The following is a 25,167-nucleotide window of genomic DNA, read 5'->3' as shown; positions in this document are numbered from 1 at the left end:
GTGCACACTGGCGCAGGTGAGCAGCGTGCGGGCCGGCGGACCGCCCCGCACCGGCGGGACGGCCGACGACGGCCGGGTCGACGACGGCCGGGTCGACGACGGCCGGGTCGACGACGCCGACGCGTCCGTGACGGCGCTGCCCGCCTCGGGTGCCTCGCGCGCCGACCTCCCGCAGGCGGGCCGGCTCGACCACTGGCCGGCCGTCGTCCGGGTGCCGCTGCAGGTGCTGGGCCGCACCGTGGCCAAGGCGTGGCAGGACCGCATCCTCGGACTGTCGGGCGAGGCGGCGTTCTGGCAGATCCTCTCGGTGCCGCCGCTGCTCATCGCCCTGCTGGGGTCGCTGGGCTTCCTGGGTGACTGGATCGGCGCCGGCTCGGTGCGGACGGTCGAGGACACCCTGGTGAACGCCTCGAGCCAGGTGCTCACCGCCGACGTCGTCGACTCGCTGGTGCGGCCCACCCTCAGCGACATCCTGACCTCCGGACGCCTCGACGTCGTCAGCCTGGGCTTCCTGCTGACCCTGTGGGCCGGGTCGTCGGCGACGGCGACGTTCATGAACACGATCGTCATCGCCTACGACCAGCGCGACGTCCGCGGCCCGATCCGCACCCGCCTGATGGCGCTGGGGCTGTTCGTCGTGGGCCTGGTGCTCGCGGTGCTCATGCTGCCGCTGCTCGTGCTCGGGCCCGGCCTGCTCGTCGCGGTGCTGCCGCAGGACTGGCAGGGCACCGCCACGGTGCTGATCAACGCGGTGTACGTGCCGCTGGTCGTCGTGGGCCTGGTGCTGGCGCTCACGAGCTTCTACCACGTGATCCTGCCCCGGCGGCTGCCCTGGCACCGGCACCTGCCCGGCACGCTGCTCGCCGTCGCCTTCTTCGTGGTCGCCGCCACGGTGCTGCGGCTCTACGTCTCCGACATCCTGGTCGCCGCGCTGCCCTACGGGGCGCTCGCCACCCCGATCGCGGCGCTGCTGTTCCTGTTCTTCTTCGGGATGTCGGTGCTGCTCGGCGCCGAGCTCAACGCCACCGTCCAAGAGCGCTGGCCGGCGCCGCTGCGCCGGCACACCCGCCGCGCGCAGCGCCGCCGCGCCGCCGAACTCGACGCCGAGGCCAAGCGCCTGGGCCTCCGGTGAGGGCGCCCTTCGTCGGCCCGGGGTCCCCGGGACCGGCCCCCGTGCAGGGCCCCGCCCTGAGCCTGCGAAGGGTGGGGGCACGGGGGTCCTGCTACTTCTTCAGGGACTCGTAGACCTCCTTGCAGGCCGGGCAGACCGGGCTGCCGGGCTTGGGGCTCTTGGTCACCGGGAAGACCTCGCCGCACAGTGCCTCGACCAGCGTCCCCATGACGGCGCTCTCGGCGATCTTGTTCTTCCTGACGTAGTGGAAGACCTCGTCGGAGTTGCCGGTGTCGCCCTCGCGGACGTCGGGCTTCTCGAGCAGGTCGGTGTCGCTCACGGGCTCTCCCAGGGTCGGACGGCGGCTCCCGGCGAGCCGCCCGGCACCGGGGGAGGAACCGGGCGCGGCCCGCCCACCGACCATGATGGCAGGGTGTCCGCCGATCCCTCCCCCGCCACCGGCCGCCGTGCCGCGACGCCGCCGCTGACCCTCTCCCCCGAGGTCGCCGGCGCGCTGGCCGCGGGGCGACCCGTCGTCGCGCTCGAGAGCACGCTGCTCGCCCACGGCCTCCCCCGCCCGGACAACCGCGCGGCCGCCGACGACGTCGAGGCCGCCGTCCGGTCCGGTGGCGCCGTGCCGGCCACCATCGCGGTGCTCGACGGCGTGCCGCACGTGGGGCTGACGCCCGCGCAGGTCGACCGGGTCTGCGCCGACCCCGACCTGGCCAAGCTCGGCGTCCGCGACCTGCCGGTGGCCGCGGCGCTGGGCCTGTCCGGCGCCACCACCGTCTCGAGCACCGCGCGGCTGGCCGCCGCGGCCGGGATCGGCGTCTTCGCCACCGGCGGGCTGGGCGGCGTCCACCGGCAGTCGGCCGACACCTTCGACGAGTCGGCCGACCTGACCGCCCTGTCGCGCACCTCGCTGGCCGTCGTCTGCGCCGGCGTGAAGTCCATCCTCGACGTCCCGGCCACGCTCGAGCGGCTGGAGAGCCTGTCGGTCACCGTCGTCGGCTACCGCACCCGGACCTTCCCCGGCTTCTACGTGGCCGACTCCGGCTCCCCGGTCGACTGGTCGGTCGACTCCCCCGAGCAGGCCGCCGCGGTGCTGGCCGCCCGCCGGGAGCTCGCGCCCGGCGCGGTCGTCGTCGCCAACCCGCTGCCCGCCGGCGAGCAGCTCGACCCGCAGCTGCACGACCGGGTGATCACCGACGCGCTGGCCGCGGCCGAGGAGGCCGGGGTGCGCGGCAAGGCGGTCACCCCGTTCGTGCTCGACCACCTGCACCGGGCCAGTGAGGGCGCGACACTGGCGGTCAACGTGCGGCTGGTGCTGCGCAACGCCGAGCTGGCCGGTCGCATCGCCGCCGCGCTGGCCGGGCAGGGGCGCTGAACGCCGCGCGGCCGGTGGTCGTCGTGGGCGACCTGGCCACCGACGTCGTCGTCGTGCCCTCCGGGGAGCCGGCGCCCGGCTCGGACCGGCCGGCGACCATCCGCACCCGCGGCGGCGGGGCAGGCGCCAACGTGGCCGCCCACCTGGCCGCCCTCGGGGTGCCGGTCGTGCTGGCCGGCTGCGTCGGGGACGACGCGGCCGGCACCGCGCTGGTGGCCGAGCTGGACGCCGCCGGGGTGCGGACGGCGGTGCGCACCGTCCCCGGAGCCGCCAGCGGCACGATCGTGAGCCTGGTCGAGCCCGGCGGGCAGCGGAGCATGCTGGCCGACCGCGGCGCCAACCTCGACCTCCGCGCGGGCGACGTCCCCGCGCCCGGACCGGGCGAGCACCTGCACGTGTCGGGCTACACGCTGCTGCACGAGCGGCCCCGGACCGCCGGGCTGGCGGCACTGGCCGCGGCCCGCGCCGCCGGGTGCACCGTGTCGGTCGACCCGGCCTCGACCGGGCCGCTGCGCGCGCACGGCGTCGACCGGTGGCTGGCCGACACCGCCGGCGTCGACCTGGTGCTGCCCAACGCCGACGAGGCCCGGCTGCTGTCGGGGTGCGCCGACGTGGGAGCGGCCGCGCGGGCGCTGGCCGGCCGGCACCGGGCGGTGGCGGTCACGCTCGGCGCGGACGGCGCCCTGTGGGCGGCCGGGACGACGGTGGTGCACCGGCCGGCGCGCCCGGCCGACGTCGTCGACACCACCGGCGCCGGGGACGCGTTCACCGCGGGGCTGCTGTCGGTGTGGCTGGCCGGGGGTCCTCTGGGGGACGCGCTGGAGGCGGGATTGGCCCGGGCGGCCACCGTGGTGGGCCGGCCCGGGGCCCGGTGAGCGCGGTCAGCCGTCGATGACGGTGCCGCCGTCGATGACCCGCCGGCGGGCGGCCGGGTCCTCCAGGATGCGGTCGGGCCGCGGCGCGACGTAGCGGTGGGCGTCGAGCTTCTTCTTGGGGGGCCGGTCGTTGGCCATCACGACGGCGATCCAGGGCAGCACCGTGCCGAGGACGGCGAAGATGATCATCAGCCACACGGTCTGGTAGAACACCGCGGCCAGCACCAGGCTGATGCCACGGACGGCCATGGTCAGCACGTACCGCTTCTTCCGGGCCGCGTGCTGCTCGGCCAGGCTCGGTTCGGCCTGGGTGATGAGCACCGGCTCGGCCTTGCGGGGTCGCGCGGACTGCTGGCTCGAGGCCACGAGCACCCTTCCCTCCGCGGGCCGGGGCAGAGACGGCACGGTGTCGCCTGCGGTCGGCCGGTTGCGCGCCATCCGGTGACGCGCAACCCGGCATCTCCCGGTCCGACTTCCATCGTGCCACTCGTACGGGGTCGCCGCAGGGGCCTCCGCGGACGATCCGGTACCGGGGGAGGGAGAGGTCAGCGTCCCGCCCCGGCGGCCCTCGCCACCCGCTTGGCCTCCTGCTTCGCGGCCCGCACCTCGGCCAGCGACTCCGGCCCGGTGATGTCGGCGACCGACCGGCGCGACCCCTCCTCGCCGTAGGAGCCGGCCGCCTCCCGCCAGCCCGGCGGGGTCACGCCGTACTGCTTGCCGAGCAGGGCGACGAGGATCTTCGCCTTCTGCGCCCCGAAGCCGGGCAGCTCGCCGATGCGGCGCAGCAGCGTGGCGCCGTCGGGGACGCCGTCCCACAACCGGTCGGCGCGGCCGTCGTAGCGCTCGACCAGCAGCCGGCACAGCGCCTGCGTGCGGGCGGCCATCGACCCCGGGTAGCGGTGCACCGCCGGCGGCCCCTGGAACCAGGCGAGCAGCGCGTCGGGGTCGGCGTCGGCGAGGGCGGCCGCGGACAGGGCGTCGGTCGCCGGGTCCAGGCCCATGCGCCCGGCCAGCAGGCACGGCCCGGCGAAGGCCCGCTCCATCGGGAACTGCTGGTCGAACAGCATGCCGAGCACCAGCGCGAGGGGGTCGCGGCCCAGCAGGTCGTCGGCGGCGTCGTCCTGGGTGATGCGCAGCGTCGGCACGTCGGCAGTGTGCCGCAGCGCCACCCGGGGCGGACCCCGTCCCGGGGTGGGGCGCTGCCCGTGGGTGCGCCGGCGGCGAGGTGGCGCCTCGTGCACGATCGGGTCACGCTCGGCCGGTGAGGATCCTGGTGACGGGGGCGTCGGGCTTCGTCGGCAGCCGGCTGGCCACCGCGCTGGTCGCGGAGGGCCACGACGTGCGGGCGATGACCCGGCACCCGGGGAGCTACCGCGGGGCGGGCACCCCGGTCGCCGGCGACGTCGGCGACGAGGGCTCGCTGCACGCGGCCCTGGACGGCTGCGAGGCGGCGTACTACCTGGTGCACTCGCTCGCCGACCGCGACTTCGAGAGGAAGGACGCCGCGGCGGCCCGGGCCTTCGCACGGGCGGCGGCCGGGACGGGGACCGGGCGGATCGTCTACCTGGGCGGCCTGGGCCACGACAGCGACACCCTCTCCCCGCACCTGCGCAGCCGCCGTCAGGTCGAGCGGCTGCTGGGCGAGACCGGTGTGCCGGTGACCGTGCTGCGCGCCGGCATCGTCGTCGGCCACGGCGGGGTCTCCTGGGAGCTGACCCGCCAGCTGGTGGCCCACCTGCCGGCGATGGTCACCCCGCGCTGGGTGCGCACCCGCACCCAGCCGATCGCGGTCACCGACGTCGTCCGGTACCTCGTGGGCGTGCAGCGGGCCCCGGAGGCCGCGGGCCGGGTCTACGAGGTCGGCGGCCCCGAGGTCCTGTCCTACCTCGACATGCTCACCCGCGTCGCCCTCATCCAGAACCGGCACCTCTTCGTCGTCCCGGTGCCCCTCCTCACCCCGCGGCTGTCCTCCCGCTGGCTGGCGCTGGTGACCGACGTCGACGTCGCGACCGGCCGCTCGCTCATCGACTCGATGGCCAACGAGGTGGTCGTCACCGACGACTCGATCCGGTCGGTGGTGCCCTTCGAGCCGATGGACTACGACCGGATGGTGCTCGAGGCGCTCGTCGAGCGGGCCCGCGAGCACCGGCGACGGGGCCGCGGACGGCGGGCCGGGTGGCTCAGCCGCGGAGCCCGCCGGTGACCGCGGCGCGGCAGGGGCTGCACGGCACCGCGGGCCGCCGGCTGCAGCGGGCGCTGGTCGAGCGGGTGCCCCGCGACCACCGCGAGTCCGACGCCGCCTTCCGCCGCCGTCGCCGGATCACCGCCGGCACCGCGGTGACCGGCGCGACCCTGCTGGGCGTCTCGCTGTCCCAGCCCCCGGGCTCGCCGCGGTTCTACGGCCTGACGCTGGCCGTCGCCGGCACCTGGGTGGCCGGCGGGCTGGCCTCCGGGCCGCTGCACCTGGGGTGGACCTTCGCCAGGGACAGCGCGCTGCGCCGTCCGGTGACCACCCCGGTCCTCACGGGCGCGGGCGCCTTCGGCGCGTTCTACGGCGCCGCGCTGGTCGCCCGGCGGATCCCGGTCTTCGACCGGGCGATCACGTCGGTGCTCCGCTACGCCCACCAGGGGTCGGTCCCGCTGGTGCTGACGACGACGCTGGCCAACGGCGTGGCCGAGGAGGTCTTCTTCCGCGGCGCGCTGTACGCCGCGATCGGCGTCGACCGGCCGGTGCTGAAGTCGACCGCCGTCTACGGCCTGGCCACGACCGCCACGCGCAACCCGGCGCTGGTGCTGGCCAGCATCGCGATGGGCCTGCTCTTCGGGCTGCAGCGGCAGGCCACCGGCGGCATCCAGGCACCGGTCCTGACCCACCTGGTCTGGTCGGTGCTCATGCTGCGCCACCTGCCCCCGCTGTTCACCGACCGGCCCGGACCCAGCGGTCCCCGGGTCCCGCGGCCGGGCCCGGGTACCGGAGCCGGGCTCACTCCTGGCGCCGCCCCGCCCGGCTGAGCCGCACGACCGGCCGCACGCTCCGGAGCGGTGCGGCTCGCGCCGGCCGGTGGCGTCCGGGCCGTCGTCCCGGCCCACGGGACCGGCCCACGGGACCGGCCCGGTGGCCCCCGGTCCGGAACCGTCCGCCCGTGCCGGGTGGAGGCGTGGGGGACGGCGCAGGATGACCCCGTGCGGGCGGTGGTGAGCAGGGTGGCCTCGGCCTCGGTCACCGTCGAGGGTGCCGTCGTCGGGGAGGTCGGCCGCGGGCTGCTGGCGCTGGTGGGCGCCGGCCGGGACGACGACGCCGCCCGCGCGCGGGCGCTGGCCCGGAAGGTGCACGAGCTCCGGGTGTTCCCCACCGAGGACGGCGCCCGCTCGGCCGGCGACCTCGGGCTGCCGGTGCTGGTGGTGAGCCAGTTCACGCTCTACGCCGACACGCGCAAGGGCCGCCGTCCCTCCTGGTCCGACGCCGCGCCCGGGGAGGTCGCCGAACCCCTGGTCGAGGAGGTCGTCGCCGAGCTGCGCCGCCGGGGCAGCAGCGTGGCCACCGGGGTGTTCGGGGCCCGCATGCAGGTGGCCTCGGTCAACGACGGACCGATGACCTTGCTCCTGGAGGTATGACCGCGACGGAACGGGTACCGAAGGTGACCGAACACACCGTCTGTGCATTGCCTGGCAATCGGTGGTACGCGGAACAGCACCCACGTCCGGACCGTTGGACAGGGCGTAACAGAACGGACCACAACGGACCACAGCGCGGGGCCCCGCCGGACACCGGGGCCCCATCCCCGACGCGGATGGACCCCGTCGCCGACCGGCGGGTGCATCCGAACCACAGGCAAGGACGAAGACAGATCGTGACGCTCCTCCAGTCTTCCCCCAGTGACGCCCTCGAGGTCCGCTCGCCGCGCCGCGAGCCGGACACCAGTGGTCTGGTGTCGACCGACCTGGTGCGCGTGTACCTCAACACCATCGGCAAGACCGCGCTGCTGACCGCCGAGCAGGAGGTCGAGCTGGCCAAGCGGATCGAGGCCGGCCTCTACGCCGAGCGGCTGCTCGCCGAGCGGCAGCTCACCCCGGCCGTGGCGCGCGACTACAAGGCCCTGGCCGCCGACGGCAAGGCCGCCAAGCGGCACCTGCTCGAGGCCAACCTGCGCCTGGTCGTCTCGGTGGCCAAGCGCTACACCGGGCACGGCATGACGTTCCTGGACCTGATCCAGGAGGGCAACGTCGGCCTCATCCGCGCCGTCGAGAAGTTCGACTACACCAAGGGCTTCAAGTTCTCGACCTACGCGACGTGGTGGATCCGCCAGGCGATCACCCGCGCGATGGCCGACTCCGGCCGCACCATCCGGCTGCCCGTGCACCTGGCCGAGCAGGTCAACAAGGTCGTGCGGACGCGCCGGCGGGTGCACCAGGAGCTCGAGCGCGAGCCCACCGCCGAGGAGCTCGGCCTCGAGCTGGACATGACGCCGGAGCGGGTGACCGAGCTGCTCGAGTACTCCCGCGACCTGGTCTCCCTCGACCAGACCGTCGGTGCCGACGAGGAGTCCCGCCTCGGTGACTTCATCGAGGACGCCGACGCCGCGGTGGCCGAGGACGCCGTCGCCTTCCAGATGATGAAGGGCGACGTCCGCAACGTCCTCTCCACGCTGGAGGACCGCGAGCGCGACGTGGTCGTGCTGCGCTTCGGCCTCGACGGCGGCCAGCCCCGGACGCTGGAGCAGATCGGCAAGCAGTTCGGTCTCTCCCGCGAGCGGGTCCGCCAGATCGAGCGCGAGACGATGGCCAAGCTGCGCGACCCGCAGCGCGCCGACGCCCTGCGCGACTACCTGGCCTAGCAGCTCCCCCCGAGAGCCGGCTCCCCTGTGGGGAGCCGGCTCTCGGCGTTGACAGGGCTCCTCCACCGGATCATGCTCGTTATCAACCGATCGGTTGAGGAGGATGCGGTGGCGACGACGGCGCAGCGGTGGCGACACCTCGCCGACGGGTTCGGACGGCGCGTCGACGGCGTCCCGGACGGCCGCTGGGACGACCCGGCGCCGTGCGAGGGCTGGGCGGCGCGCGACGTCGTCCGGCACCCGGCGGAGTGGATGCCGTCGCTCTACTTCCCGGCCGTGGGCCTCCCGGTGCCCACGGCCCCCTCGGCCGACACCGACCCGGCCGGTGCGTGGCACGCCGTCGACGAGGCGATCCGCGCGCTGCTCGCCGACCCCGACGTCGCCGGCCGCCCCACCAGCACCCGCGCCGGGGACATGACGCTCGAGGCCCTCGTGGCGATGACCGGCCTGATGGACCTGCTGGTGCACACCTGCGACCTCGCCCGCGCCACCGGCCAGGACGAGACGCTGGACCGCGAGGAGGCGTCGGCCTTCCTCGCCGGCATCGAGCCGTGGGACGCCGCCCTGCGCAGCAGCGGGTACTACGGCCCCCGCGTCCCCGTCCCCGACGACGCCGACGAGCAGACCCGGCTGCTGGCCTTCACCGGCCGGAGGCCCTGACCCGGTCGCGCCGATGAGTTCGGCTGCCGGCGGCGGTCAGCCCGTCGTCGACACCGAGGAGGAACCGTGGGCCAGCTGTTGCGGGTGCAGAACTTCACCGTCTCGAGCGACGGGTACGGCGCGGGCGAGGGCCAGAGCCTGGAGCGGCCGTTCGGGCACGCCGATCCCGGCACGCTCATGGCCTGGGCCCTCGCCACGGCCAGCTTCCCGAACCGCACCCGTCCGGGCGGCAGCCGCGGCCTGGACGACTACTTCACCCGTGACTTCGCGCACGGCATCGGCGCCGAGATCATGGGCCGGAACAAGTTCTCACCCCACCGTGGCCCCTGGCAGGACCACGAGTGGCAGGGCTGGTGGGGCGACGAGCCGCCGTTCCACACGCCGGTCTTCGTGATGACCCACCACGTGCGCCCCTCGTTCACGCTCTCGGACACGACGTTCCACTTCGTCGACGCCGACCCCGCGACGGTGCTGGAGCAGGCCCGCGCGGCGGCCGGCGGTGCCGACGTCCGGCTCGGGGGCGGCGCCTCCGTGATCCGGGAGTTCCTCGACGCCGACCTCGTCGACACGCTGCACGTCGCCGTCGCACCGCTCGAGCTGGGCGCCGGCACGCAGCTGTGGACGTCGCCCGACGAGCTGCTCGACCGCTTCCACTGCGAGGTCGTCCCGAGCCCGAGCGGCGTCACCCACCACCTGTTCTGGCGGCGCTGAGCCGGGCCGCGGGGCTCAGTAGAGGTCGCGCATCCGCCGGGGGCCGGGCTCGACGCGGGCGGTGGGCGGGCCGATGCGCACGGTGCCCCCGGCCACGACCAGGGAGCGGCCGCCGTGCCACGGTGTGGCCGGGCCGACGATCACCGGTGACAGCGTCAGGCCCAGCACCTCGGGCAGGTCGTCGGCCAGGCGGGCCACCCGCAGCAGCAGGTCCTCCAGCGCGGCGACGTCGACCGGCTCGGACCCCCGCCAGCCGTCGAGCAGCGGCCAGGCGCGCGGCGCGCGCACCAGCTCGGCGGCGTCGAGGTCGGTGAGCGGCAGGGTGCGGTAGGCGCGGTCGCCCAGCAGCTCGGTGGCCACCCCGCCGACGCCGAAGCTGACCAGCGCGCCGAAGGACGGGTCGTCGACGACCTCGACGACGGTGGGCACGCCCGGTGCCGCCATCTCCTGCACGATCACCGGGTCGCCGGCCGGGATGGCGGCGAAGGCGGCGCGGACGGCGGCGGCGTCGCCGAGGTCGAGCCGCACGCCGCCGAGGTCGGTGCGGTGCCGCAGCCACGGCGCCGTCGACTTGAGCACCACCGGGTAGCCGATCGCGTCGGCGGCGGCGACGGCCTCCTCGGCGGTGGTGGCCAGGCGGGTGCCCAGCAGGGGGACGCCGTAGGCGCCGAGCAGCGCCAGCACCTCGCCGTCGGTGAGCTGCCGCCCGGCCGGCGTCTCGGCCAGGGCGCCGCGGACCACCGACCGCGCGCGCTCCCCGTCGACGTCGGGCAGCTCCGGCACGGTGCCCACCGGCCGGCGCCGCCAGCGGGCGTACTCGGCCACCCGGGCCAGCGCGATGACCGCCCGTTCCGGGGTGGTGTAGGACGGCACGGAGCCGCGGTCGGGCATGCCGGCCGCGTCGGGCACCGTCAGCTCCGGCAGGAAGCCGTCGGCGGAGAGGAAGGTCGCCACGACCGGCTTCTCCGAGCCCACCGACACGTCGCGCAGCGCCCGGCCGTACTCCTCGGGGGTGCGCACCAGCGGCGGCAGGAAGACCGCGACGACGGCGTCGACCGCGTCGTCGGCCACGGCCGCCTGGAGCGCGGCGCGGAAGGCCTCGGGGCTGCCGGTGCTGCCGATGTCGACCGGCGCCTCGTGGGCGAGGGTCAGCCCCTCGTCGAGGACGGCGTCGGCGACGAGCACGCCGAGAGCCGTGGAGTTGCCGACGACGGCGACCCGGTCGCCGGTCGGCAGCGGCTGGTGGGCCAGCAGCATGCCGACCTCGAACAGCTGCGCCACGGTGTCGACGCGGATGACGCCGGCCGAGGTGAACAGCGCGGCCACCGACTGCTCCGGCACGGCCACCGACGTGCCGGCCAGGCCGGGGGTCAGCCCGCCGTGCCGGCCGCTCTTGACCGCCACCACCGGCTTGGTGCGGGCCACCGTGCGGGCCAGCCGGGCGAACTTGCGCGGGTTGCCGAAGCTCTCCAGGTGCAGCAGCACCACCTCGGTGCCCGGGTCGGTGGCCCAGAACTGCAGCAGGTCGTTGCCGCTGACGTCGGCGCGGTTGCCCGCCGAGACGAAGCTCGACAGGCCGATGTTGCGGGTGTGCGCCCGTTCGAGCAGCGCCACGCCCAGGGCGCCGGACTGCGCGAAGAACCCGACCCGGCCGCGCCCGGGCACCATCGGCGCGAGGCTGGCGTCGAGCCGGATGGCCGGGTCGGTGTTGACGATGCCGAGGCAGTTGGGCCCCACCACCCGCATCCCCGAGGCCCGGGCGGAGGCCACCAGCCGCCGCTCGGCCTCGCGGCCGGCCGGGCCGGTCTCGCCGAACCCGCCGGAGATGACGACCAGCCCCCGCACCCGCTTGCGCCGGCAGGACTCCACGACCCCGGCGACCTCGTCGGCGGGCACGGCGAGCACCGCGAGGTCGACGTCGTCGGGGATGGCCTCGATGGAGGCGTAGGCGGGCACCCCGCGGACGTGCCGGACGCCGGGGTTGACCGGGTAGACCGGCCCGTCGAAGCCGTAGCCGAGCAGGTTGCGGAGGACGACGCTGCCGATCTTCGACTCGTCGTTGCTCGCGCCGACCACCGCGACCGAGGAGGGGGTGAGCAGCCGGGCGATCGAGCGGGACTCGCTGCGCTGCTCGCGCTCGTAGGCCACGGCGAGGGAGGTCTCGGTGGGCGCGATGGGGAAGGTCAGGTGGACCACGCCCTCCTCGTAGGAGCGGCTGGCCTGGTACCCGGCGTCGAGGAACACCCGGACCATCCGGGCGTTCTGGGTCAGGACCTCGGCGACGAACCGGGTGAGGCCGCGCTCGCGGGCGGCCGCGGCCAGGTGCTCGAGCAGCACCGAGCCCAGGCCGCGGCCCTGGTGGGCGTCCTCGACGAGGAAGGCGATCTCGGCGTCGGTGGTGTCGGGGTAGCGGTCGTAGCGGCCCACGCCGATCAGCTGGTCGCCCAGCAGCAGCACGAAGGCCACCCGGTCGGCGTGGTCGACATGGGTGAAGCGGTGCAGGTCCTTCTCCGAGAGCCGCTTCATCGGCCCGAAGAACCGGTAGTAGCGGGTCTGGTCGGAGCTGCGCTCCATGAGCCCGACCAGGCCGTCGGCGTCCTCCGGGCAGATCGGGCGCAGGTGCACCGTGCCGCCGTCGGCGGCGATGATGTCGGCCTCCCAGTGGGCCGGTGGCCGCGGCGGCAGGTCCTGCTCCTCGACCACCGGCGGCGGGACCGCCAGGGGCGCGGGCGGCCCCCCTGCAGGGTCCCGCCGCGAGCCTGCGAGTGGTGGGGGGCCGTGGGGTCCTCGTTCAGTCACGGGGGTCGTCCGGGTCGAGGCCGAAGTAGGGGAACGACGCGCGGCGGGTGCGCATGACGGCGCGGTCGACCCGCGTCTCGGTGAACGGGTCCCACGCCGAGAAGCCGGTGTAGCCGCCCTCGGTCATGTGCGTCGGCGGCCGGGCGCGCAGCCCGCGTGCGACGACGTCGTCGCGCCACGACTGCGGGATCGCCGTCACCGGGTCCAGCCGCTCGCCGGACGCCTCGGCCAGCAGGTGCGTCCAGGCGCGCGGCACGCAGCGCACCAGCCCGTAGCCGCCGCCGCCGAGGGCGATCCAGCGGCCGTCGCAGATCTCGTGCGCGAGGTCGTGCACGGCCCGGTAGCTGGCCCGCTGCCCGTCGATGGTGAGCCCGAGATCGGCGAGGGGGTCCTCGTGGTGGGCGTCGCAGCCGCACTGGGTGACCAGGATCTGCGGGGAGAAGGCGCGCAGGACGCTCGGGACGACGGCGTGGAAGGCGCGCAGCCAGCCGGAGTCGTCGGTGCCGTTGGGCAGCGCGAGGTTCACCGCGCTGCCGAGCGCCGTGTCGGGGTCGCCGGTCTCCTCGGGGAAGCCGGTGCCCGGGAACAGGGTCAGCGGCGTCTGGTGGATGCTGACGGTCAGCACGCGGGGGTCGTCGTAGAAAGCGGTCTGCACGCCGTCGCCGTGGTGCACGTCGAGGTCGACGTAGGCGATCCGCTCGTACCCCTGCGCCAGCAGCCAGCAGATGGCGATGGCGGCGTCGTTGAAGACGCAGAAGCCCGACGCGCGGTCGCGCATGGCGTGGTGCAGGCCGCCGGAGATGTTGACCGCGTGCTGCGCCCGGCCGCTGTGCACGAGCTCGGCGGCCTGCACGCTGCCGCCGGCGATGAGCGCCGCCGCGTCGTACATGCCCTCGAAGACGGGGTTGTCCGCCGTGTGCAGGCCGTGGCCGACGTCGGGGTCGGTGGGCGCCCGCCGCACCGCCTCGAGGTAGTCGGGGTCGTGGCAGAGGGTCAGCAGGTCCGGTCCGGCGGGTGTCGGCTTCACCACCTCCACCCGGTTCGGCGCCAGCACGCCGAGGCTCTCGGCCAGTCGCATGGTCAGGTCCAGCCGCACGGGGTGCAGCGGGTGGTCGCCGCCCATCGTGTAGCCGAGGAGCGCGTCGTCCCAGACGACGGTCACCGCGTCGCTCACGAGCTCCTCCTGTCGCCGTCGCCGTCCCGGTCGTCCCCGCCGGCCGGAGCCGCGGGACTGGGAGCGGGAGGCCCGCCGAGCACGGCCGGGCCCCTCCGCCGGGACGCTACCGCCGGTGCCCCGCCGCTGCGCCGTCCACGGGCGTCCGCGGGCGTCGGCGCGCGACCGGGCGGGCGACCGGCGGGCCGTAGGATCGGGCCCGACACGGAGGAGTGCCAGTGAACGACCTCATCGACACCACCGAGATGTACCTCCGCACGATCTTCGAGCTGGAGGAGGAGGGGATCGTGCCCCTGCGGGCACGGATCGCCGAGCGGCTGCACCAGAGCGGCCCGACGGTCAGCCAGACCGTGGCCCGCATGGAGCGCGACGGCCTGCTGACCGTCGAGGGCGACCGCCACCTGCAGCTGTCGGAGCAGGGGCGCCAGCTGGCCACCGCGGTCATGCGCAAGCACCGGCTGGCCGAGTGCCTGCTCGTCGACGTCATCGGCCTGGACTACGCCGACGTGCACGAGGAGGCCTGCCGCTGGGAGCACGTGATGAGCGAGGCGGTCGAGCGCAAGCTGCTGACCCTGCTCGGCCACCCCAGCGTCTCCCCGTTCGGCAACCCGATCCCCGGCCTGAGCGCGCTCGGGGGCGAGACCTCCGCGGTGCTCGACTCGCTGACGCTGCTGTCCACCTCGGCGACCGCCGAGGGCCGCCGGGTCACCATCCGGCGGATCAGCGAGCAGCTCCAGGAGGACGCCGGCCTGCTGCGATCCCTGGCCGACCGCGGGCTGCGGCCCGGCGCGACGGTGGTGGCCACCTCCAGCAACGGCACGATCAGCCTCGACGGCCAGCCGCTGCCGGCGGGCGTGGCCGAGCACGTGTTCGTCACCGTCGTCGACGCAGACCTCACGCCCGCGGAGGCCGCGGCCCAGGCGTAGCGGCCCAGGGGTAGCGGCCCGGGAGTCGCGGCCCGGGCGGAACAGCCCGGGCGGAACAGCCCGGGGGTGGCGGCCCGGGGGTGGCGGACCGGCCGTGGTCCGGTCCCGGCGGCGCCCGGCATCCCGCTCGCGCGGGACGCCGGGCGCCGCTTCGTATCGTGGTCGCCACTCGTGGTCGCCACCCCGAGTGCCGTTCCCCCGCGAGGAGCCCCGGTGAGCCAGCCCGACGCCGACAGCACCGCCGACAGCACCGCCGAGAGCACCGCCGACGGCACCACCGGCGCCGCTGCCGGGCACCCCTTCGCGCGGCTGGCCGACTTCGCTGCCGTCCCGCGGGTGGCCGGGCTGGCGCTCTCGCCCGACGGCCGGCGCCTGGCGGTCTCGGTGCAGACCCTCGACCCCGAGGGGAAGAAGTGGATCTCGGCGCTGTGGGAGGTCGACCCCGAGGGGCAGCGCCCGGCCCGGCGGCTGACCCGCAGCGCCCGGGGCGAGTCGGCCCCGGCCTTCGCGCCCGACGGCACGCTGCTGTTCCTCTCCGCCCGGCCCGACCCGGCGGCGACCGACGGCGCGGAGCCCAGGCCCGCGCTGTGGGCGCTGCCGCCCGGCGGCGGGGAGGCCCGCTCGGTGGTCAGCCGGACCGGCGGGGTCGGCGGCTTCGCGGTGGCCGCCGACAGCGGCGAGGTGGTCGTGGTGGCCTCGACCATGCCCGGCGCGGCCGACGCCGCCGAGGACGAGCAGCGCCGCAAGGCCCGCACCGACGCCGGGGTGTCGGCGATCCTGCACGAGGCCTATCCGGTGCGGTACTGGGACGCCGACCTCGGCCCGGCCGTCCCGCACCTGTTCTGGGCCGGAGTGCTGCCCGCGGAGGGTCCGGCGGGCGAGCCGGCGCAGCCCGTGCAGCTGCGCGACCTGACGCCGGACGCCGGTCCGCCCACCGGCGCCGGCGAGTCGGTGACCCTCTCCCCCGACGGCCGGCTGGCCCTGCGCGTCGAGCCGGTGGCCGACGGGCCGGCCGGGCGGCGGGACCGGCTGGTGCTGGTCGAGACGGCGACCGGTGCGGGCCGGGTGCTGGTCGACGACCCGCTGGCCGACGTGCACTCCGGCCGCTTCTCCCCCGACGGCGCCACGGTGGTCTGCGTCCGCGAGAGGACGACGACCTACGCCGAGCCCCCGGACTACACGCTGCTGCTGGTGGACGTCGCCACCGGCGAGGCCCGCGACCTCACCGCCGGCTTCGACCGCTGGCCCAGCGCGCCGCAGTTCAGCGCCGAGGGTGACGCCGTCTACTTCCTGGCCGACGACGACGGCCGACACGCGCTGTTCCGCGTGGCGCTGGCCGATGGGCAGCCGGTGCGGCTGACCTCCGACGGCGCCTACGGCGACCTGCAGGTGGCCCGCGACGGCAGCGCCCTGTTCGCCCTGCGCTCGGCCTACGACGAGCCGCCGGCCCCGGTGCGCCTGGACCCGCGGGCGACCGGCCAGCACCCCGACCCGCTGCCGAACCCGGGCACGATCGCGCGGCTGCCCGGCACGCTCACCGAGGTGCAGGCCACCGCCGCCGACGGCACGCGGGTGCAGTCGTGGCTGGTGCTGCCCGAGGGCGCCGGCGCGGAGGACCCGGCGCCGCTGGTGCTGTGGATCCACGGCGGGCCGCTGATGAGCTGGAACGCGTGGTCGTGGCGCTGGTGCCCGTGGGTGCTCGCCGCCCGCGGCTACGCCGTGCTGCTGCCCAACCCGGCGCTGTCGCAGGGGTTCGGGCAGGAGTTCGTCCGGCGCGGCTGGGGCGAGTGGGGCGGTGCTCCCTACACCGACCTCATGGCCGCCGTGGACGCCGCCCTGGAGCGGCCCGACCTCGACGCCGACCGCACCGCCGCGATGGGCGGGTCCTTCGGCGGCTACATGGCCAACTGGGTGGCCACCCAGACCGACCGCTTCCGCGCCATCGTGACCCACGCCAGCCTCTGGGACCTCGACTCCTTCGTCGGCACCACGGACGCGGCCTACTACTGGGAGAAGGAGTGGGGCGACCCGCTCGCGGAGCCCGAGCGCTACGAGCAGAACTCGCCGCACCGCTTCGCCGACGCGATCCGCACGCCGGTGCTGGTCATCCACGGCGACCGCGACTACCGGGTGCCCGTCGGCGAGGGCCTGCGGCTCTGGTACGACCTGCAGAAGCGTGGCGTGCCCTCCCGGTTCCTCTACTTCCCCGACGAGAACCACTGGGTGCTCACGCCCGGCAACGCCGCTGTATTCTATGAGACAGTTATCGCCTTCCTGGCGGAGCATGTCCTCGGGCAGGAGTGGCGACGCCCAGACCTGCTGTGAGTGGGAGACACATGGCCGACAAGCCCCAGCGAGCCGCGATCTACGCGCGGATCTCCGACGACCGCGAAGGTCGGGCCGCGGGTGTCGAACGCCAGGTCCCCGACGGCAGGGCGCAGGCCGATCGGCTCGGCTGGACCCTGCACCCGACCCACCCTGTCTACGTCGACAACGACATCTCAGCGTCTACGCGGAGCAGGAAGCGGCGACCGGCCTACGACGCCCTGATGACTGCGGTCCGGGCGGGCGAGGTCGACGGCATCGTCTACTAATCCACGAGCCGACTGACCCGCCGGCCCCGAGAGTTCGAGGACGTCATCCAGCTCGTCGAGGACACCGGCGTGCGCCTGGCCTCCTGCACTGCCGGACAGGTGGATCTCACCACCGCCGACGGTCGGATGATGGCTCGGTGGATGGCCGCCGGGGACGCTGCGGAGTCCGAGCGCATCGGTGAGCGTGTATCCCGCGCCTTCGTCCAGCGCCGGGAAGCCGGCAAGCCGCACGCCACCGGGATGCGCCCCTTCGGCTTCGAACCTCGAGGGGTAGTAGTGAGGCCGGACGAGGCTGACGCCATCCGTCTCGGCTGTCGGATCATGCTTGACGGAGGCTCCCTGGGTGACGTCATGCGCACCTGGAACGAACGCGGCATCGTCACCACCACAGGCAAACAGTGGAACCGGGTGCTGGCCCGCAAAGCACTTATACGTCCCCGCATCGCCGGCCTCGTGGAGCATGACCCGCGCTGGGACAAGGGCGGTGCCAAGGGTGAACCCGTCCTCACCCCCGGAGACTTCGAGGAGATCGTGGACCGGGCTACCTGGGATGCAGTGCGCGCCGCCATCTCCGATCGCAGTCGCCTGGTCGAGGCCCGATACGCCGGCCGCCAGCATCTCCTATCCGGCTTCGTCTGGTGCGCGATGTGTGGGAACCGCATGAAGGTTTCTGCGCGCCGGGACGAACGCGGAGAGGTGCGCCCCGACAGTTTCGTCGCCTGCCAGAAGGAGGCCGGTGGCTGCGGGAGCGTGAAGCGCAACCTCCGACTCCTGGAGGAGTTCGTCTCCGCGGTGGTGGAGCGCCGACTCCAGGACGTCCGTCCGGTCGATCCCGAGGTGGATGACACTGAGGATGGCCGGGAGTTCGCCAGGCTCACCACTCAGCGGGAGAAGCTAGAGGCGCGAGTCGAGGCACTGCGCGTCGAGTACGGCGACCCCGACAGCGACCTGGACCCCAGGGACTACGTCGCCTCTCTCCGCGGGCTCCGAGACCGCATCGCTGAGATCGATGCAGCGATGCGCGAGTTCGAGCAGCCCGCGACGATGAGTGACATCGGCCCCGAGGCCATCGAGGCTTGGCGGACGGGAACGCTGGAAGAGCGTCGGGAAATCCTAGAGGCGCTGGTCGCGCAGATCATCGTGGGACCGATCGGCAAGGTCGGGCCGGTGCGCGCGAGGGCATTGGTTCCTGCCACCACTGAGATCCTGCTGAACTAGGAAGATTCTGCGGAAGCCTGAGACACTGGCGAAATGCCGTTGGAGTGGATCGCACCCGTCGCCACGGCCGTGGTGGGCACTGTCGGGGCTACTACAACCTGGCTTATCGCTCGGCGATCAGTCGGCGCACAATTCGAGCTTGCTCAGCAGCAGGCGGAGCTGAGACTTCGCCATGAACGGGGAATGTCCGACTAGGAGCAACGTCGGCGTGCGTACTAGGATTGCGTAGCCGCCCTACTGGCCTGCCGCGATCGCTCGCCGAACGGGGAGATTCTCTTCACGCCGGAGGCGCGCTCGGCACTCGCTACCGTTGATCTTGTCGGAAGTCCGGAAGCCGCTGCAGTGGCCCGAGATGCTGGGGCATAAGCACCTCTCCCCGACGCACATGGATCAACTGCGTTCCCAAGCTCGGGATGATCTGCGAGACACGCCGCCGATGCTGTAGTCATGGGGTTGGCGTGGAGGACTAACGATCATTAATGGCGGGAGTTCCGTAGCCTGCTGACAACCCGCGCGGCGCGCGCTATGCCAGACCCATGAGGTATCCCCAGGGTGGCGGGCTCACCGCCGAGGACTGCGCCCGGCGGGAGCAGGTGCGGCTGGCCGCAGCGGAGTGGATCGAGGAGGGCGCCACCGACCGGGAGGTGGCGGACCGGTTCGGGTGAGCCGGATGTCGGCCAACCGGTGGCGGCGGGCACTGGCTGCCGGCGGCCGTCCGGCGCTGGCCTCGAGGGGCCCGGGCGGGGCCCGCTGCCGGCTCACCCGGGCCCAGCTGGAGGAGCTGCAGGCGCTGCTCGACGCCGGCCCGACCGCCTGGGGCTGGACGGATCAGTGCTGGACGCTGGCGCGCATCGCCGAGGTCGTGCACACCAGGTTCGGTGTGCACTACACCCTGCCCGGGCTGGACCTGCTGCTGCACCGCCTCGGCTGGAGCGTGCAGGTCCCCGCCCGGCGCGCCGCCGAGCGGGATGAGGAGCAGATCGCCGCCTGGCGGGAGGAGACCTGGCCGCAGATAAAAGGACCGCGGCGGACCTGGGCGCCTGGGTGGTCTTCGAAGACGAGTCCGGTCAGGGGCTGAGGCCGCCCACGGGCCGCACCTGGGGCCGCCGCGGTCGGACTCCGGTGGTGCGGGTGACCGCGGCGATCAGCCCCCGGGTGTCGGTGGCCGCCCTGGTCGCGGTCAAGCCCGGGCAGCGGCCCCGGCTGATCTACCGCACCCACCGCGGCCGGCGCGGCGGCGGGCGCACGGGGTTCACCGAGGCCGACTACGCCCGCCTGCTCGACGCCGCTCATCAGCAGCTCGGCGGCCCGATCGTGCTGGTCTGGGACAACCTGAGCACCCACACGAGCAAGACGATGGCCAAGCTGATCGCCGCGCGGCCGTGGCTGACCGTCTACCGGCTGCCGCCGTACGCCCACGAGCTGAACCCGGTCGAGTTGGTCTGGTCGCACCTGAAGCGGTCGCTGGCCAACCTCACTAAGCACACCATCGCCGAGCTGACCGTCCTGGTGAAGACGCGGCTGAGACGGATGCAGTACCGTCCCGGGCTCCTCCGCGGCTTCCTCGCCAGCACCGGCCTTGAGTACGGACCGTTCCTGTAACAACCACTCTTAACGATCGTTAATGATCATTAGTACTGCAACGGCAGTTATGGAGGTGCTTGTCCGCGGGCCCGGTAGTGAGCGGCGCGGGCCTGGGCCTGGCGTCGTCGGCGCCACCCCGACCAGTCCGCGGCATGGTCCAGATCGGGTTGCGGTCTACGGATGAGCGTGTTGAGCAGGCGTCGCAGTTCGGGCACGGTCAGCGCGATGAGCTGCTCGGTTCCGGCTGCGGACCCCCTTTTTCCGCGGTGGCGCGAGTGGCGGACAGATAGGCGTGCGCGAGCATCGCCAAGGTGATGTGCCGATACCAGGCGGTGGAGTCACGCACCTGGTAGGAGGCCAGTCCGGCCTCATTCTTCGCCGCCTGAAAGCACTCCTCGATGCGCCATCGGCCACCGGCCACGGCGATGAGCTGCTCAAGACTGGTGTCGGTGGGTCCGGCGCAGACGTAGAAGGCTAACTCCGGCTCCTCGCCCGGATCGGCGGGAATGGTTCGGCGGGCCAGCACCCAGCGCGCCCAGCTGGGATCGAACCCGGCCAGCAGCTCCACCCGGGGCCAGTCATCAAGCCGCAGGCCGTGCGCGCCGGCGCCGGCCGAGCACCGCTGCCAGGCCGACTCGGGCAGCTCGGCGATCAAGGCGCGAACCCGCCGCTGCCGCCAGTCCACGGTGGCCACCGTGTCGTTGCTGCGGGTGGCCAGGACATAGGGCAATCCGTGTTGCTCGCACCAGACCCGCAGCCGCTTGTCCTGCCCGTAGACCTCATCGGCGGTCAGCCAAGCGACCGGCACCCCGGCGTCCAGGGCGCGCTGCAGCATGCGGCGGGCCAGCTCGGGCTTGGTGGCGAAGCCGACGTCGTCACCGATACCGGCGGCGCGGGCCCGGTCGCGGTCGTCGGTCCAGGCCTTCGGCAGGTAGAGCTCCCGGTCGATCAGCGCCCGTCCGGCGGGAGTGGCATAGCCCAGGAAGACCCCGATCTGGCAGTTGTCGATCTTGTCGGTGGTGCCGGTGTTACTGCCGGGCCACCCCGGCCGAGCGGGTGCCCTTCTTGATGAACCCGGTCTCATCGACGATCAGCACCCCACCGGGCCCGAGCCGCTCGACCACATAGCCGCGCAGCTGGTCGCGCACGGCCTCGGCGTTCCAGTCCGCGGTGCGCAGCAGCCGCTGCATGCCATCCGGGGAGACCTCGCCGGCGGCGTCGGCGAGCGTCCAGCCGTTCTTGCGCTCCAGCTGCCCGAGCAGGCCGCGCAGATAGGCCAGCACCCGGGCCCGCGGCTCGGCCCGGGCGAATCCACCGGCGATCCGCCGATGGACCTCCTCCAGGCCCGCCGCCCAGTCCTGCACCTCGGCCACCAGGCCATCGCAGCGCATCGGCCCACGCTGCTACCAGCCCTCAGCCGGTCCCGACAGCGACACGCACAACTGCCGTTGCAGTACTAAGAACGCCCTTACGGTGTCTGCATCCGGACGGCCGTCACCTCTCCCACTCGTGAACCGCGCCGGATGCCGCCAAGTCGCAACCACCCGCGTGGGTGAGAGCCGGGGACCCAACTGCACCAGTGGGTGAGTCCTGCCTCCCGAGCTGGCCTCGGGGCGGGTAGGGCATTCATCGCCGACTGAACCGTCACGGGTTCCCTGCCGGCCTCATACGGGCCGCGGCTCCGGTTGCGAGGCGGTGACCGCAGCGCAGTGGGCTGCTTGGAACTCGGCCGGTGGGACGTGGCCAAGCGTGGAGTGCAGTCGGGTGGTGTTTCACCATTCACCAGGTCGCGGTGGCGAACTCCACGTCGGAGATCGTCGTCAGCGGTCCGTCATGGAAGGGGCCACGGCGGATGCGCTCCGCCTTGAACAGCCCGATCACCGAGCGGATCCGGGCACTCCTGCACGGCTCGTTCCACTGGTCTGCGTCAGCGGCGTCCCGGGTCCTCGGTCCTGTACGGAGGGCTCGGGTGAGTCCGCAGTCGGGCACTCGGATGGAACCCAGGTGGTGAGGTCTCGCCAGGTCAGGCCGGCCCGACCGCGCATCGGTCGCCTCGTGCCCGGCGCCGGGTGACCGAGGCAGACGATCAGCTCCGGCCTCCAGCCCTCGGGCAACTGCAGGACGATGGCGACCGCGGCGCGGCTGAAGGAGGTCACCGGCCCGGCTCCAACGCCGATGGCATGTGCGGCTAGTAGCAGGGTCGCCATCGCCGTCCCGACGTCGACGACCGGGCCCGGCGCCCCCGGCGGGAAGCCGTAGCCGGCGGCGAGCGCACGGTCGGTGCAGATCGTGATCGCCGCCGTGGGACGCTGCAGCATGCCGGGCGACACCGCGCGCAGCACCCGCAGCGTGGCGAGGTCGTCGGTGGCCACGAACCGCTGCAGGTGCCGGTTGCCGGCGGTCGGCGCCCAGCGGGCGGCGTCGAGGAGAGTCTCCAGCGCCTCGCGTCCGACCGGCTCAGCGGTCATGGCGCGCACCACCCGCCGGCTGCGGATCGCCTCCAGCACAGCCGCGCCCCGCTGGCTGTCCGGGCCGCTGGTCACGACGAGCCCGCCCGGTCCGGCGCCCACCGGGCAGTCAGGTGAGCGGCGAGCGCCCCGCACAGCTCGTCCAGGCACGCGACGTACTCCTCCCGCTCGTCGCGGGGGACGGCAAGCTCCGGCATGCGCTGCAGCGGTCCGGCAACGAATGCGGCCGTGGCGTCTGAGGACCGTGGCGCGATCCGCTCTGCGAGCCGGCGAGCCGCGGTCAGCAGCCGCAGCGGCCCGTACTCGGCCGCCTCGTCGACCTGGGTGCGGGCGGCGGTGATCAGATAGGCCAACAGTTCCAGGGCCTCGTCCTCGTCCAATACCGAGGCAGAGGCGGTGGTTGGCATGACGGTTTCTCCTTCCTGCGGATTCTGCCAGCGCAATGGGGCGGATCAGCCGTTCGGCGTCGGAGGCGCGTCGTTCGGTGCCATCAAAGCTCCGATCGACTGGTAGATCGGAAGAGCGGAGCTTGCGTTGTTCCCCTGTGCGTCGTACGCGGCGGGCAGGAAGGTGACGACCACCGCGATGGCGATCTCCTGGGAGGGTAGGTAGGCCATCGTCGCGCTGTAGCCGGCCAGACTAGGGGTCTGCACGAGCCAGGAACCGTTGCGCACGACGCCGAGACCGAAGTTGAGTGCGTCGGTCAGCACCCGGCAGGCAGGGACACAGCTGGGATCTGCGCTTCCGAAGCCCACCAGGTTGGGCCCGGTCATCGCCTCATAGCTGGATTCCGACAACAGTGAGCCGGTGCCGACCTGTACTGCGGTCGTGGCCATGTCGTCGATGGTCGTCGTCTGGTTCGCTCCGATCGGGGTGCCCCATTGCTTGTTCCAGAACGTCGACTCCTCGGAGAAGGCGGTCTCCGCCGGGATGCCGAGTGCCTCGCGACGCTCGGAGCTGAAGGCGTGCAGGGCCGGGCCGGGCACGTCCGAGGTCTGGCTCTCCGCGGTGCCGGTCAGCCCCATCGGGCCGAGCACCTTCTCGCTCAGCAGCGTGGCCAGGGGCTCACCGCCGATCCGGGCGAGGATCTCTCCGAGGATCATGAAGTTGGTGTGCGCGTAGGCCCAGTTCGTGCCGGGCGTGAACAGCACCGGGCGAGAGAACGCGATGGCCAGCCGCTCCTGAAACGTCCAGATGTGGAACGGATCGGCGTAATAGGCGGCGATGAACGCCGGGTCGGTCTCGTAGTCGGGATAGCCCGAGGTGTGGTTCGCCAGCATCCTCAGCGTGACCTTGTCGGCCTCGGGCAGGTCGGGCATCCAGCGGTCGATGGTGTGGTCGAGCCCGACCTCGTGCGCGTCGACGAACTGCATGAGCAGGGTGCCCAGGTAGGCGAAGGCGACGTTGCCGTTGGGAAAGTGCATGTCGGTGGTCGCCGGCACGCCCTCCATCGACGTGCCGAACGCCTGACGGAGCACGACCTGGTCGCCCTGGGTGACCTTGAGGATGACCGAGCGGAGGTGCTCAGTCGCCATCGCATTCTCGACGATGTCCGTGATCGCGGACGCCGCCTGCTCCGGAGGAGTGGCGGCGGAGGTCGCGGTCGCCCCGGACGCCACCGCGGGCACCCCGAGCGTGAGCACGGCCAGGACGACCCCCGCCACGAGGGCTCGTCGAGCGGGTCGGAGCCCACCCCGATTCGCATGCGTGATCATGAGCGCCTCATCCCGGGCTCTATACCACGTCGCGTGGTAGCCGACCTCGCAGCGGAGTGGCACGGGCAGAGTTCCACCGGGCGCCGCGCTGTTGAAGGGTCCCGACAGTCACGGTGACCGACCATGCGCCGAGGCGTCACTGCCTGTCCACGAACCATCCGCGGAGAAGAACCGGATCCGGTCGAGGCGGCCCGACGCCGGAGCAACGACTCGCCGCACCTGCCAAGCGTCGTCTACCACAAGACCTTCACTGAGGTGTTCTCAACGGTTTGGTCGCTCGGCGTTGGTCAGGATGAGTGCGGCGGCGACGACCGCACCGATCCGCTGCGGGCACAGCCGAATCCGGCGCAGTGCTTTCCACCGGTTCTTGAGCAGTGCGATGCCGCGCTCACCCTCGGCGCGCAGCCGGGTCAGCAGTCGGTTGCGGGTCGCGGTGCTGGGTGCCAGGTGGGCACCCTTGGCCGGCGTATGGATGCCGACGCCCGCGCCGTCATAGCCCTTGTCGGCCAGGGCGGGCAGGCCCAGCAGCGCGGCCGCGGCGTGCAGCGCACCGAGGAACCCGGTGGCCCGGGCGGCGGCGAGGTCGTGCATCGAGCCCGGCTCGACGGGGGAGACGGCCACCGGGAAACCGTCCGGGTCGCAGACGACCTGCACGTTGCCGCCGTGAGCGCGGTGCTTGCCGGAGTACCACAGGTCGTGACCGGACTCGGGGTTGGTGGTCCGGCAGCGGTCGGTGCGGATGAGCGTGCCGTCGAGGACGACGTGGCTCCAGCCGGCGGCACTTCCGGCCTCGAGCACTCGGTGCAGGTCGGGGGCTTGGTCGGCGAGCACGTCGATGCCCTCGTGCAGGTAGCGGTAGCCGGTGGCGACCGAGACGCCGGTGTCGCGGGCCAGGGTGGGCATGTCGGCGTCCTGGCGGAACCAGCGCAGCACCAAGATGGCCTGGTCGCGGGCGGAGGCGGCGCGGGCGCCTATGCCGGTGCCGCGGCGGCGGCGTTCGGCGATCAGCAGGTCGGTGAGCAGGACGGCGGTGGCCTCGGGCACGTCGAGCGTGGCAGAGTAAGTGATCACGTGGGGTCCGTGCGGATGAGGGTCGTTCTTGGTCGACGC

24 protein-coding genes and 2 pseudogenes are annotated in these 25,167 nt (G+C 73.7%); 16 read left to right on the top strand and 10 right to left on the bottom strand.

From position 1 onward, the window contains the following. Positions 1-16 precede the first annotated feature (16 nt). Complete coding sequence (locus tag ACU616_RS18425) at positions 17-1,132, top strand: YihY/virulence factor BrkB family protein (protein ID WP_446759867.1); 1,116 nt, start codon at positions 17-19, stop codon at positions 1,130-1,132. Positions 1,133-1,223: 91 nt separating this feature from the next. Here ACU616_RS18425 and ACU616_RS18420 read toward each other — a convergent pair whose 3' ends face one another. Continuing rightward, a complete protein-coding gene (locus ACU616_RS18420) occupies positions 1,224-1,451 on the bottom strand; it encodes a DUF3039 domain-containing protein (RefSeq protein WP_446759866.1) in 228 nt (75 codons plus the stop codon). Between the two features lie 93 nt (positions 1,452-1,544). Here ACU616_RS18420 and ACU616_RS18415 point away from each other — a divergent pair, with 93 nt between their 5' ends. After that, on the top strand, positions 1,545-2,498 hold the full coding sequence (locus ACU616_RS18415) for a pseudouridine-5'-phosphate glycosidase (RefSeq protein WP_446759865.1): 954 nt from the start codon (positions 1,545-1,547) through the stop codon (positions 2,496-2,498). Between the two features lie 23 nt (positions 2,499-2,521). After that, positions 2,522-3,373 (top strand): carbohydrate kinase family protein, encoded by an 852-nt coding sequence (locus ACU616_RS18410; protein WP_446759864.1) that lies wholly within the window; start codon positions 2,522-2,524, stop codon positions 3,371-3,373. A 6-nt stretch (positions 3,374-3,379) separates the two neighbouring features. Here the strand turns inward: ACU616_RS18410 and ACU616_RS18405 are convergent, their stop codons facing one another. Both ACU616_RS18405 and ACU616_RS18400 read right to left on the bottom strand, forming a co-directional pair. Then, complete coding sequence (locus ACU616_RS18405; RefSeq protein ID WP_446759863.1) at positions 3,380-3,745, bottom strand: DUF3099 domain-containing protein; 366 nt, start codon at positions 3,743-3,745, stop codon at positions 3,380-3,382. Positions 3,746-3,918: 173 nt separating this feature from the next. Next, a complete protein-coding gene (locus tag ACU616_RS18400) occupies positions 3,919-4,518 on the bottom strand; it encodes an HhH-GPD-type base excision DNA repair protein (protein WP_446759862.1) in 600 nt (199 codons plus the stop codon). Positions 4,519-4,634: 116 nt separating this feature from the next. Here ACU616_RS18400 and ACU616_RS18395 point away from each other — a divergent pair, with 116 nt between their 5' ends. The 6 genes from ACU616_RS18395 (at position 4,635) to ACU616_RS18370 (ending at position 9,579) form a co-directional block, all read left to right on the top strand. Continuing rightward, complete coding sequence (locus ACU616_RS18395) at positions 4,635-5,576, top strand: NAD(P)H-binding protein (protein WP_446759861.1); 942 nt, start codon at positions 4,635-4,637, stop codon at positions 5,574-5,576. Further along, a complete protein-coding gene (locus ACU616_RS18390) occupies positions 5,573-6,385 on the top strand; it encodes a CPBP family intramembrane glutamic endopeptidase (RefSeq protein ID WP_446759860.1) in 813 nt (270 codons plus the stop codon). The genes ACU616_RS18395 and ACU616_RS18390 overlap by 4 nt, the downstream gene beginning before the upstream one ends. Before the next feature lie 171 nt (positions 6,386-6,556). Next, the gene (gene dtd, locus ACU616_RS18385; RefSeq protein WP_446759859.1) at positions 6,557-6,988 is read left to right on the top strand and encodes a D-aminoacyl-tRNA deacylase; all 432 of its coding nucleotides are present in this window, start codon (positions 6,557-6,559) and stop codon (positions 6,986-6,988) included. A 236-nt stretch (positions 6,989-7,224) separates the two neighbouring features. Next, positions 7,225-8,208 carry an RNA polymerase sigma factor SigB gene (gene sigB / locus ACU616_RS18380; protein ID WP_446759858.1) on the top strand — a complete coding sequence of 328 codons (984 nt, stop codon included), beginning with the start codon at positions 7,225-7,227 and terminating at the stop codon, positions 8,206-8,208. A 108-nt stretch (positions 8,209-8,316) separates the two neighbouring features. Beyond that, entirely contained in the window at positions 8,317-8,868 is a 552-nt protein-coding gene (locus tag ACU616_RS18375) for a TIGR03086 family metal-binding protein (RefSeq protein WP_446759857.1), read from the top strand. A 66-nt stretch (positions 8,869-8,934) separates the two neighbouring features. Continuing rightward, complete coding sequence (locus ACU616_RS18370) at positions 8,935-9,579, top strand: dihydrofolate reductase family protein (protein ID WP_446759856.1); 645 nt, start codon at positions 8,935-8,937, stop codon at positions 9,577-9,579. A 15-nt stretch (positions 9,580-9,594) separates the two neighbouring features. Here the strand turns inward: ACU616_RS18370 and ACU616_RS18365 are convergent, their stop codons facing one another. Beyond that, positions 9,595-12,282 carry a bifunctional acetate--CoA ligase family protein/GNAT family N-acetyltransferase gene (locus ACU616_RS18365; RefSeq protein WP_446759855.1) on the bottom strand — a complete coding sequence of 896 codons (2,688 nt, stop codon included), beginning with the start codon at positions 12,280-12,282 and terminating at the stop codon, positions 9,595-9,597. Positions 12,283-12,370: 88 nt separating this feature from the next. Continuing rightward, a complete protein-coding gene (locus ACU616_RS18360) occupies positions 12,371-13,552 on the bottom strand; it encodes an acetoin utilization protein AcuC (RefSeq protein ID WP_446759854.1) in 1,182 nt (393 codons plus the stop codon). A gap of 218 nt (positions 13,553-13,770) precedes the next feature. On the opposite strand from ACU616_RS18360, the gene ACU616_RS18355 reads away from it, so the two are divergent. The 7 genes and pseudogenes from ACU616_RS18355 to ACU616_RS18325 all read left to right on the top strand — a co-directional run bounded on the left by ACU616_RS18355 (position 13,771) and on the right by ACU616_RS18325 (position 19,892). Beyond that, complete coding sequence (locus tag ACU616_RS18355; RefSeq protein WP_446759853.1) at positions 13,771-14,478, top strand: iron dependent repressor, metal binding and dimerization domain protein; 708 nt, start codon at positions 13,771-13,773, stop codon at positions 14,476-14,478. 213 nt (positions 14,479-14,691) lie between these two features. Beyond that, positions 14,692-16,803, top strand: a complete 2,112-nt coding sequence (locus tag ACU616_RS18350; protein WP_446759852.1) for a S9 family peptidase — start codon at positions 14,692-14,694, stop codon at positions 16,801-16,803. Positions 16,804-16,814: 11 nt separating this feature from the next. Further along, positions 16,815-17,285, top strand: a pseudogene (locus tag ACU616_RS18345) (recombinase family protein); the annotation flags it as partial. A gap of 27 nt (positions 17,286-17,312) precedes the next feature. Further along, the gene (locus ACU616_RS18340; RefSeq protein ID WP_446761500.1) at positions 17,313-18,290 is read left to right on the top strand and encodes a recombinase family protein; all 978 of its coding nucleotides are present in this window, start codon (positions 17,313-17,315) and stop codon (positions 18,288-18,290) included. A 536-nt stretch (positions 18,291-18,826) separates the two neighbouring features. Continuing rightward, the gene (locus ACU616_RS18335; protein ID WP_446759851.1) at positions 18,827-18,955 is read left to right on the top strand and encodes a hypothetical protein; all 129 of its coding nucleotides are present in this window, start codon (positions 18,827-18,829) and stop codon (positions 18,953-18,955) included. Between the two features lie 5 nt (positions 18,956-18,960). Then, a complete protein-coding gene (locus ACU616_RS18330; RefSeq protein WP_446759850.1) occupies positions 18,961-19,368 on the top strand; it encodes a winged helix-turn-helix domain-containing protein in 408 nt (135 codons plus the stop codon). Next, entirely contained in the window at positions 19,335-19,892 is a 558-nt protein-coding gene (locus tag ACU616_RS18325; protein ID WP_446759849.1) for a transposase, read from the top strand. The genes ACU616_RS18330 and ACU616_RS18325 overlap by 34 nt, the downstream gene beginning before the upstream one ends. Before the next feature lie 199 nt (positions 19,893-20,091). On the opposite strand, the pseudogene ACU616_RS18320 reads toward ACU616_RS18325, so the two are convergent. The 5 genes and pseudogenes from ACU616_RS18320 to ACU616_RS18300 all read right to left on the bottom strand — a co-directional run bounded on the left by ACU616_RS18320 (position 20,092) and on the right by ACU616_RS18300 (position 25,128). Continuing rightward, positions 20,092-21,265, bottom strand: a pseudogene (locus tag ACU616_RS18320) (IS701 family transposase). Positions 21,266-21,751: 486 nt separating this feature from the next. Beyond that, positions 21,752-22,381 (bottom strand): nitroreductase family protein, encoded by a 630-nt coding sequence (locus ACU616_RS18315; protein WP_446761499.1) that lies wholly within the window; start codon positions 22,379-22,381, stop codon positions 21,752-21,754. A gap of 32 nt (positions 22,382-22,413) precedes the next feature. Next, positions 22,414-22,749: a DUF6092 family protein gene (locus ACU616_RS18310; protein ID WP_446759848.1), complete on the bottom strand. Its 336-nt coding sequence runs from the start codon at positions 22,747-22,749 to the stop codon at positions 22,414-22,416. A 45-nt stretch (positions 22,750-22,794) separates the two neighbouring features. Further along, positions 22,795-24,006 carry a serine hydrolase domain-containing protein gene (locus ACU616_RS18305; RefSeq protein WP_446759847.1) on the bottom strand — a complete coding sequence of 404 codons (1,212 nt, stop codon included), beginning with the start codon at positions 24,004-24,006 and terminating at the stop codon, positions 22,795-22,797. Between the two features lie 312 nt (positions 24,007-24,318). After that, a complete protein-coding gene (locus tag ACU616_RS18300) occupies positions 24,319-25,128 on the bottom strand; it encodes an IS5 family transposase (protein ID WP_446758835.1) in 810 nt (269 codons plus the stop codon). Positions 25,129-25,167 lie beyond the last annotated feature (39 nt).

It is taken from the genome of Geodermatophilus sp. URMC 62, assembly GCF_052931475.1.
This window is presented reverse-complemented; position numbering and strand designations above follow the sequence as displayed.

What these genes read in the sequence shown, in the direction of transcription:
- ACU616_RS18340 (WP_446761500.1), top strand. Translation starts at nt 17,313, where the DNA reads ATGCGCCCCTTCGGCTTCGAACCTCGAGGGGTAGTAGTGAGGCCGGAC.
- ACU616_RS18310 (WP_446759848.1), bottom strand. Translation starts at nt 22,749, where the DNA reads ATGCCAACCACCGCCTCTGCCTCGGTATTGGACGAGGACGAGGCCCTG.
- ACU616_RS18335 (WP_446759851.1), top strand. Translation starts at nt 18,827, where the DNA reads ATGAGGTATCCCCAGGGTGGCGGGCTCACCGCCGAGGACTGCGCCCGG.
- ACU616_RS18330 (WP_446759850.1), top strand. Translation starts at nt 18,961, where the DNA reads ATGTCGGCCAACCGGTGGCGGCGGGCACTGGCTGCCGGCGGCCGTCCG.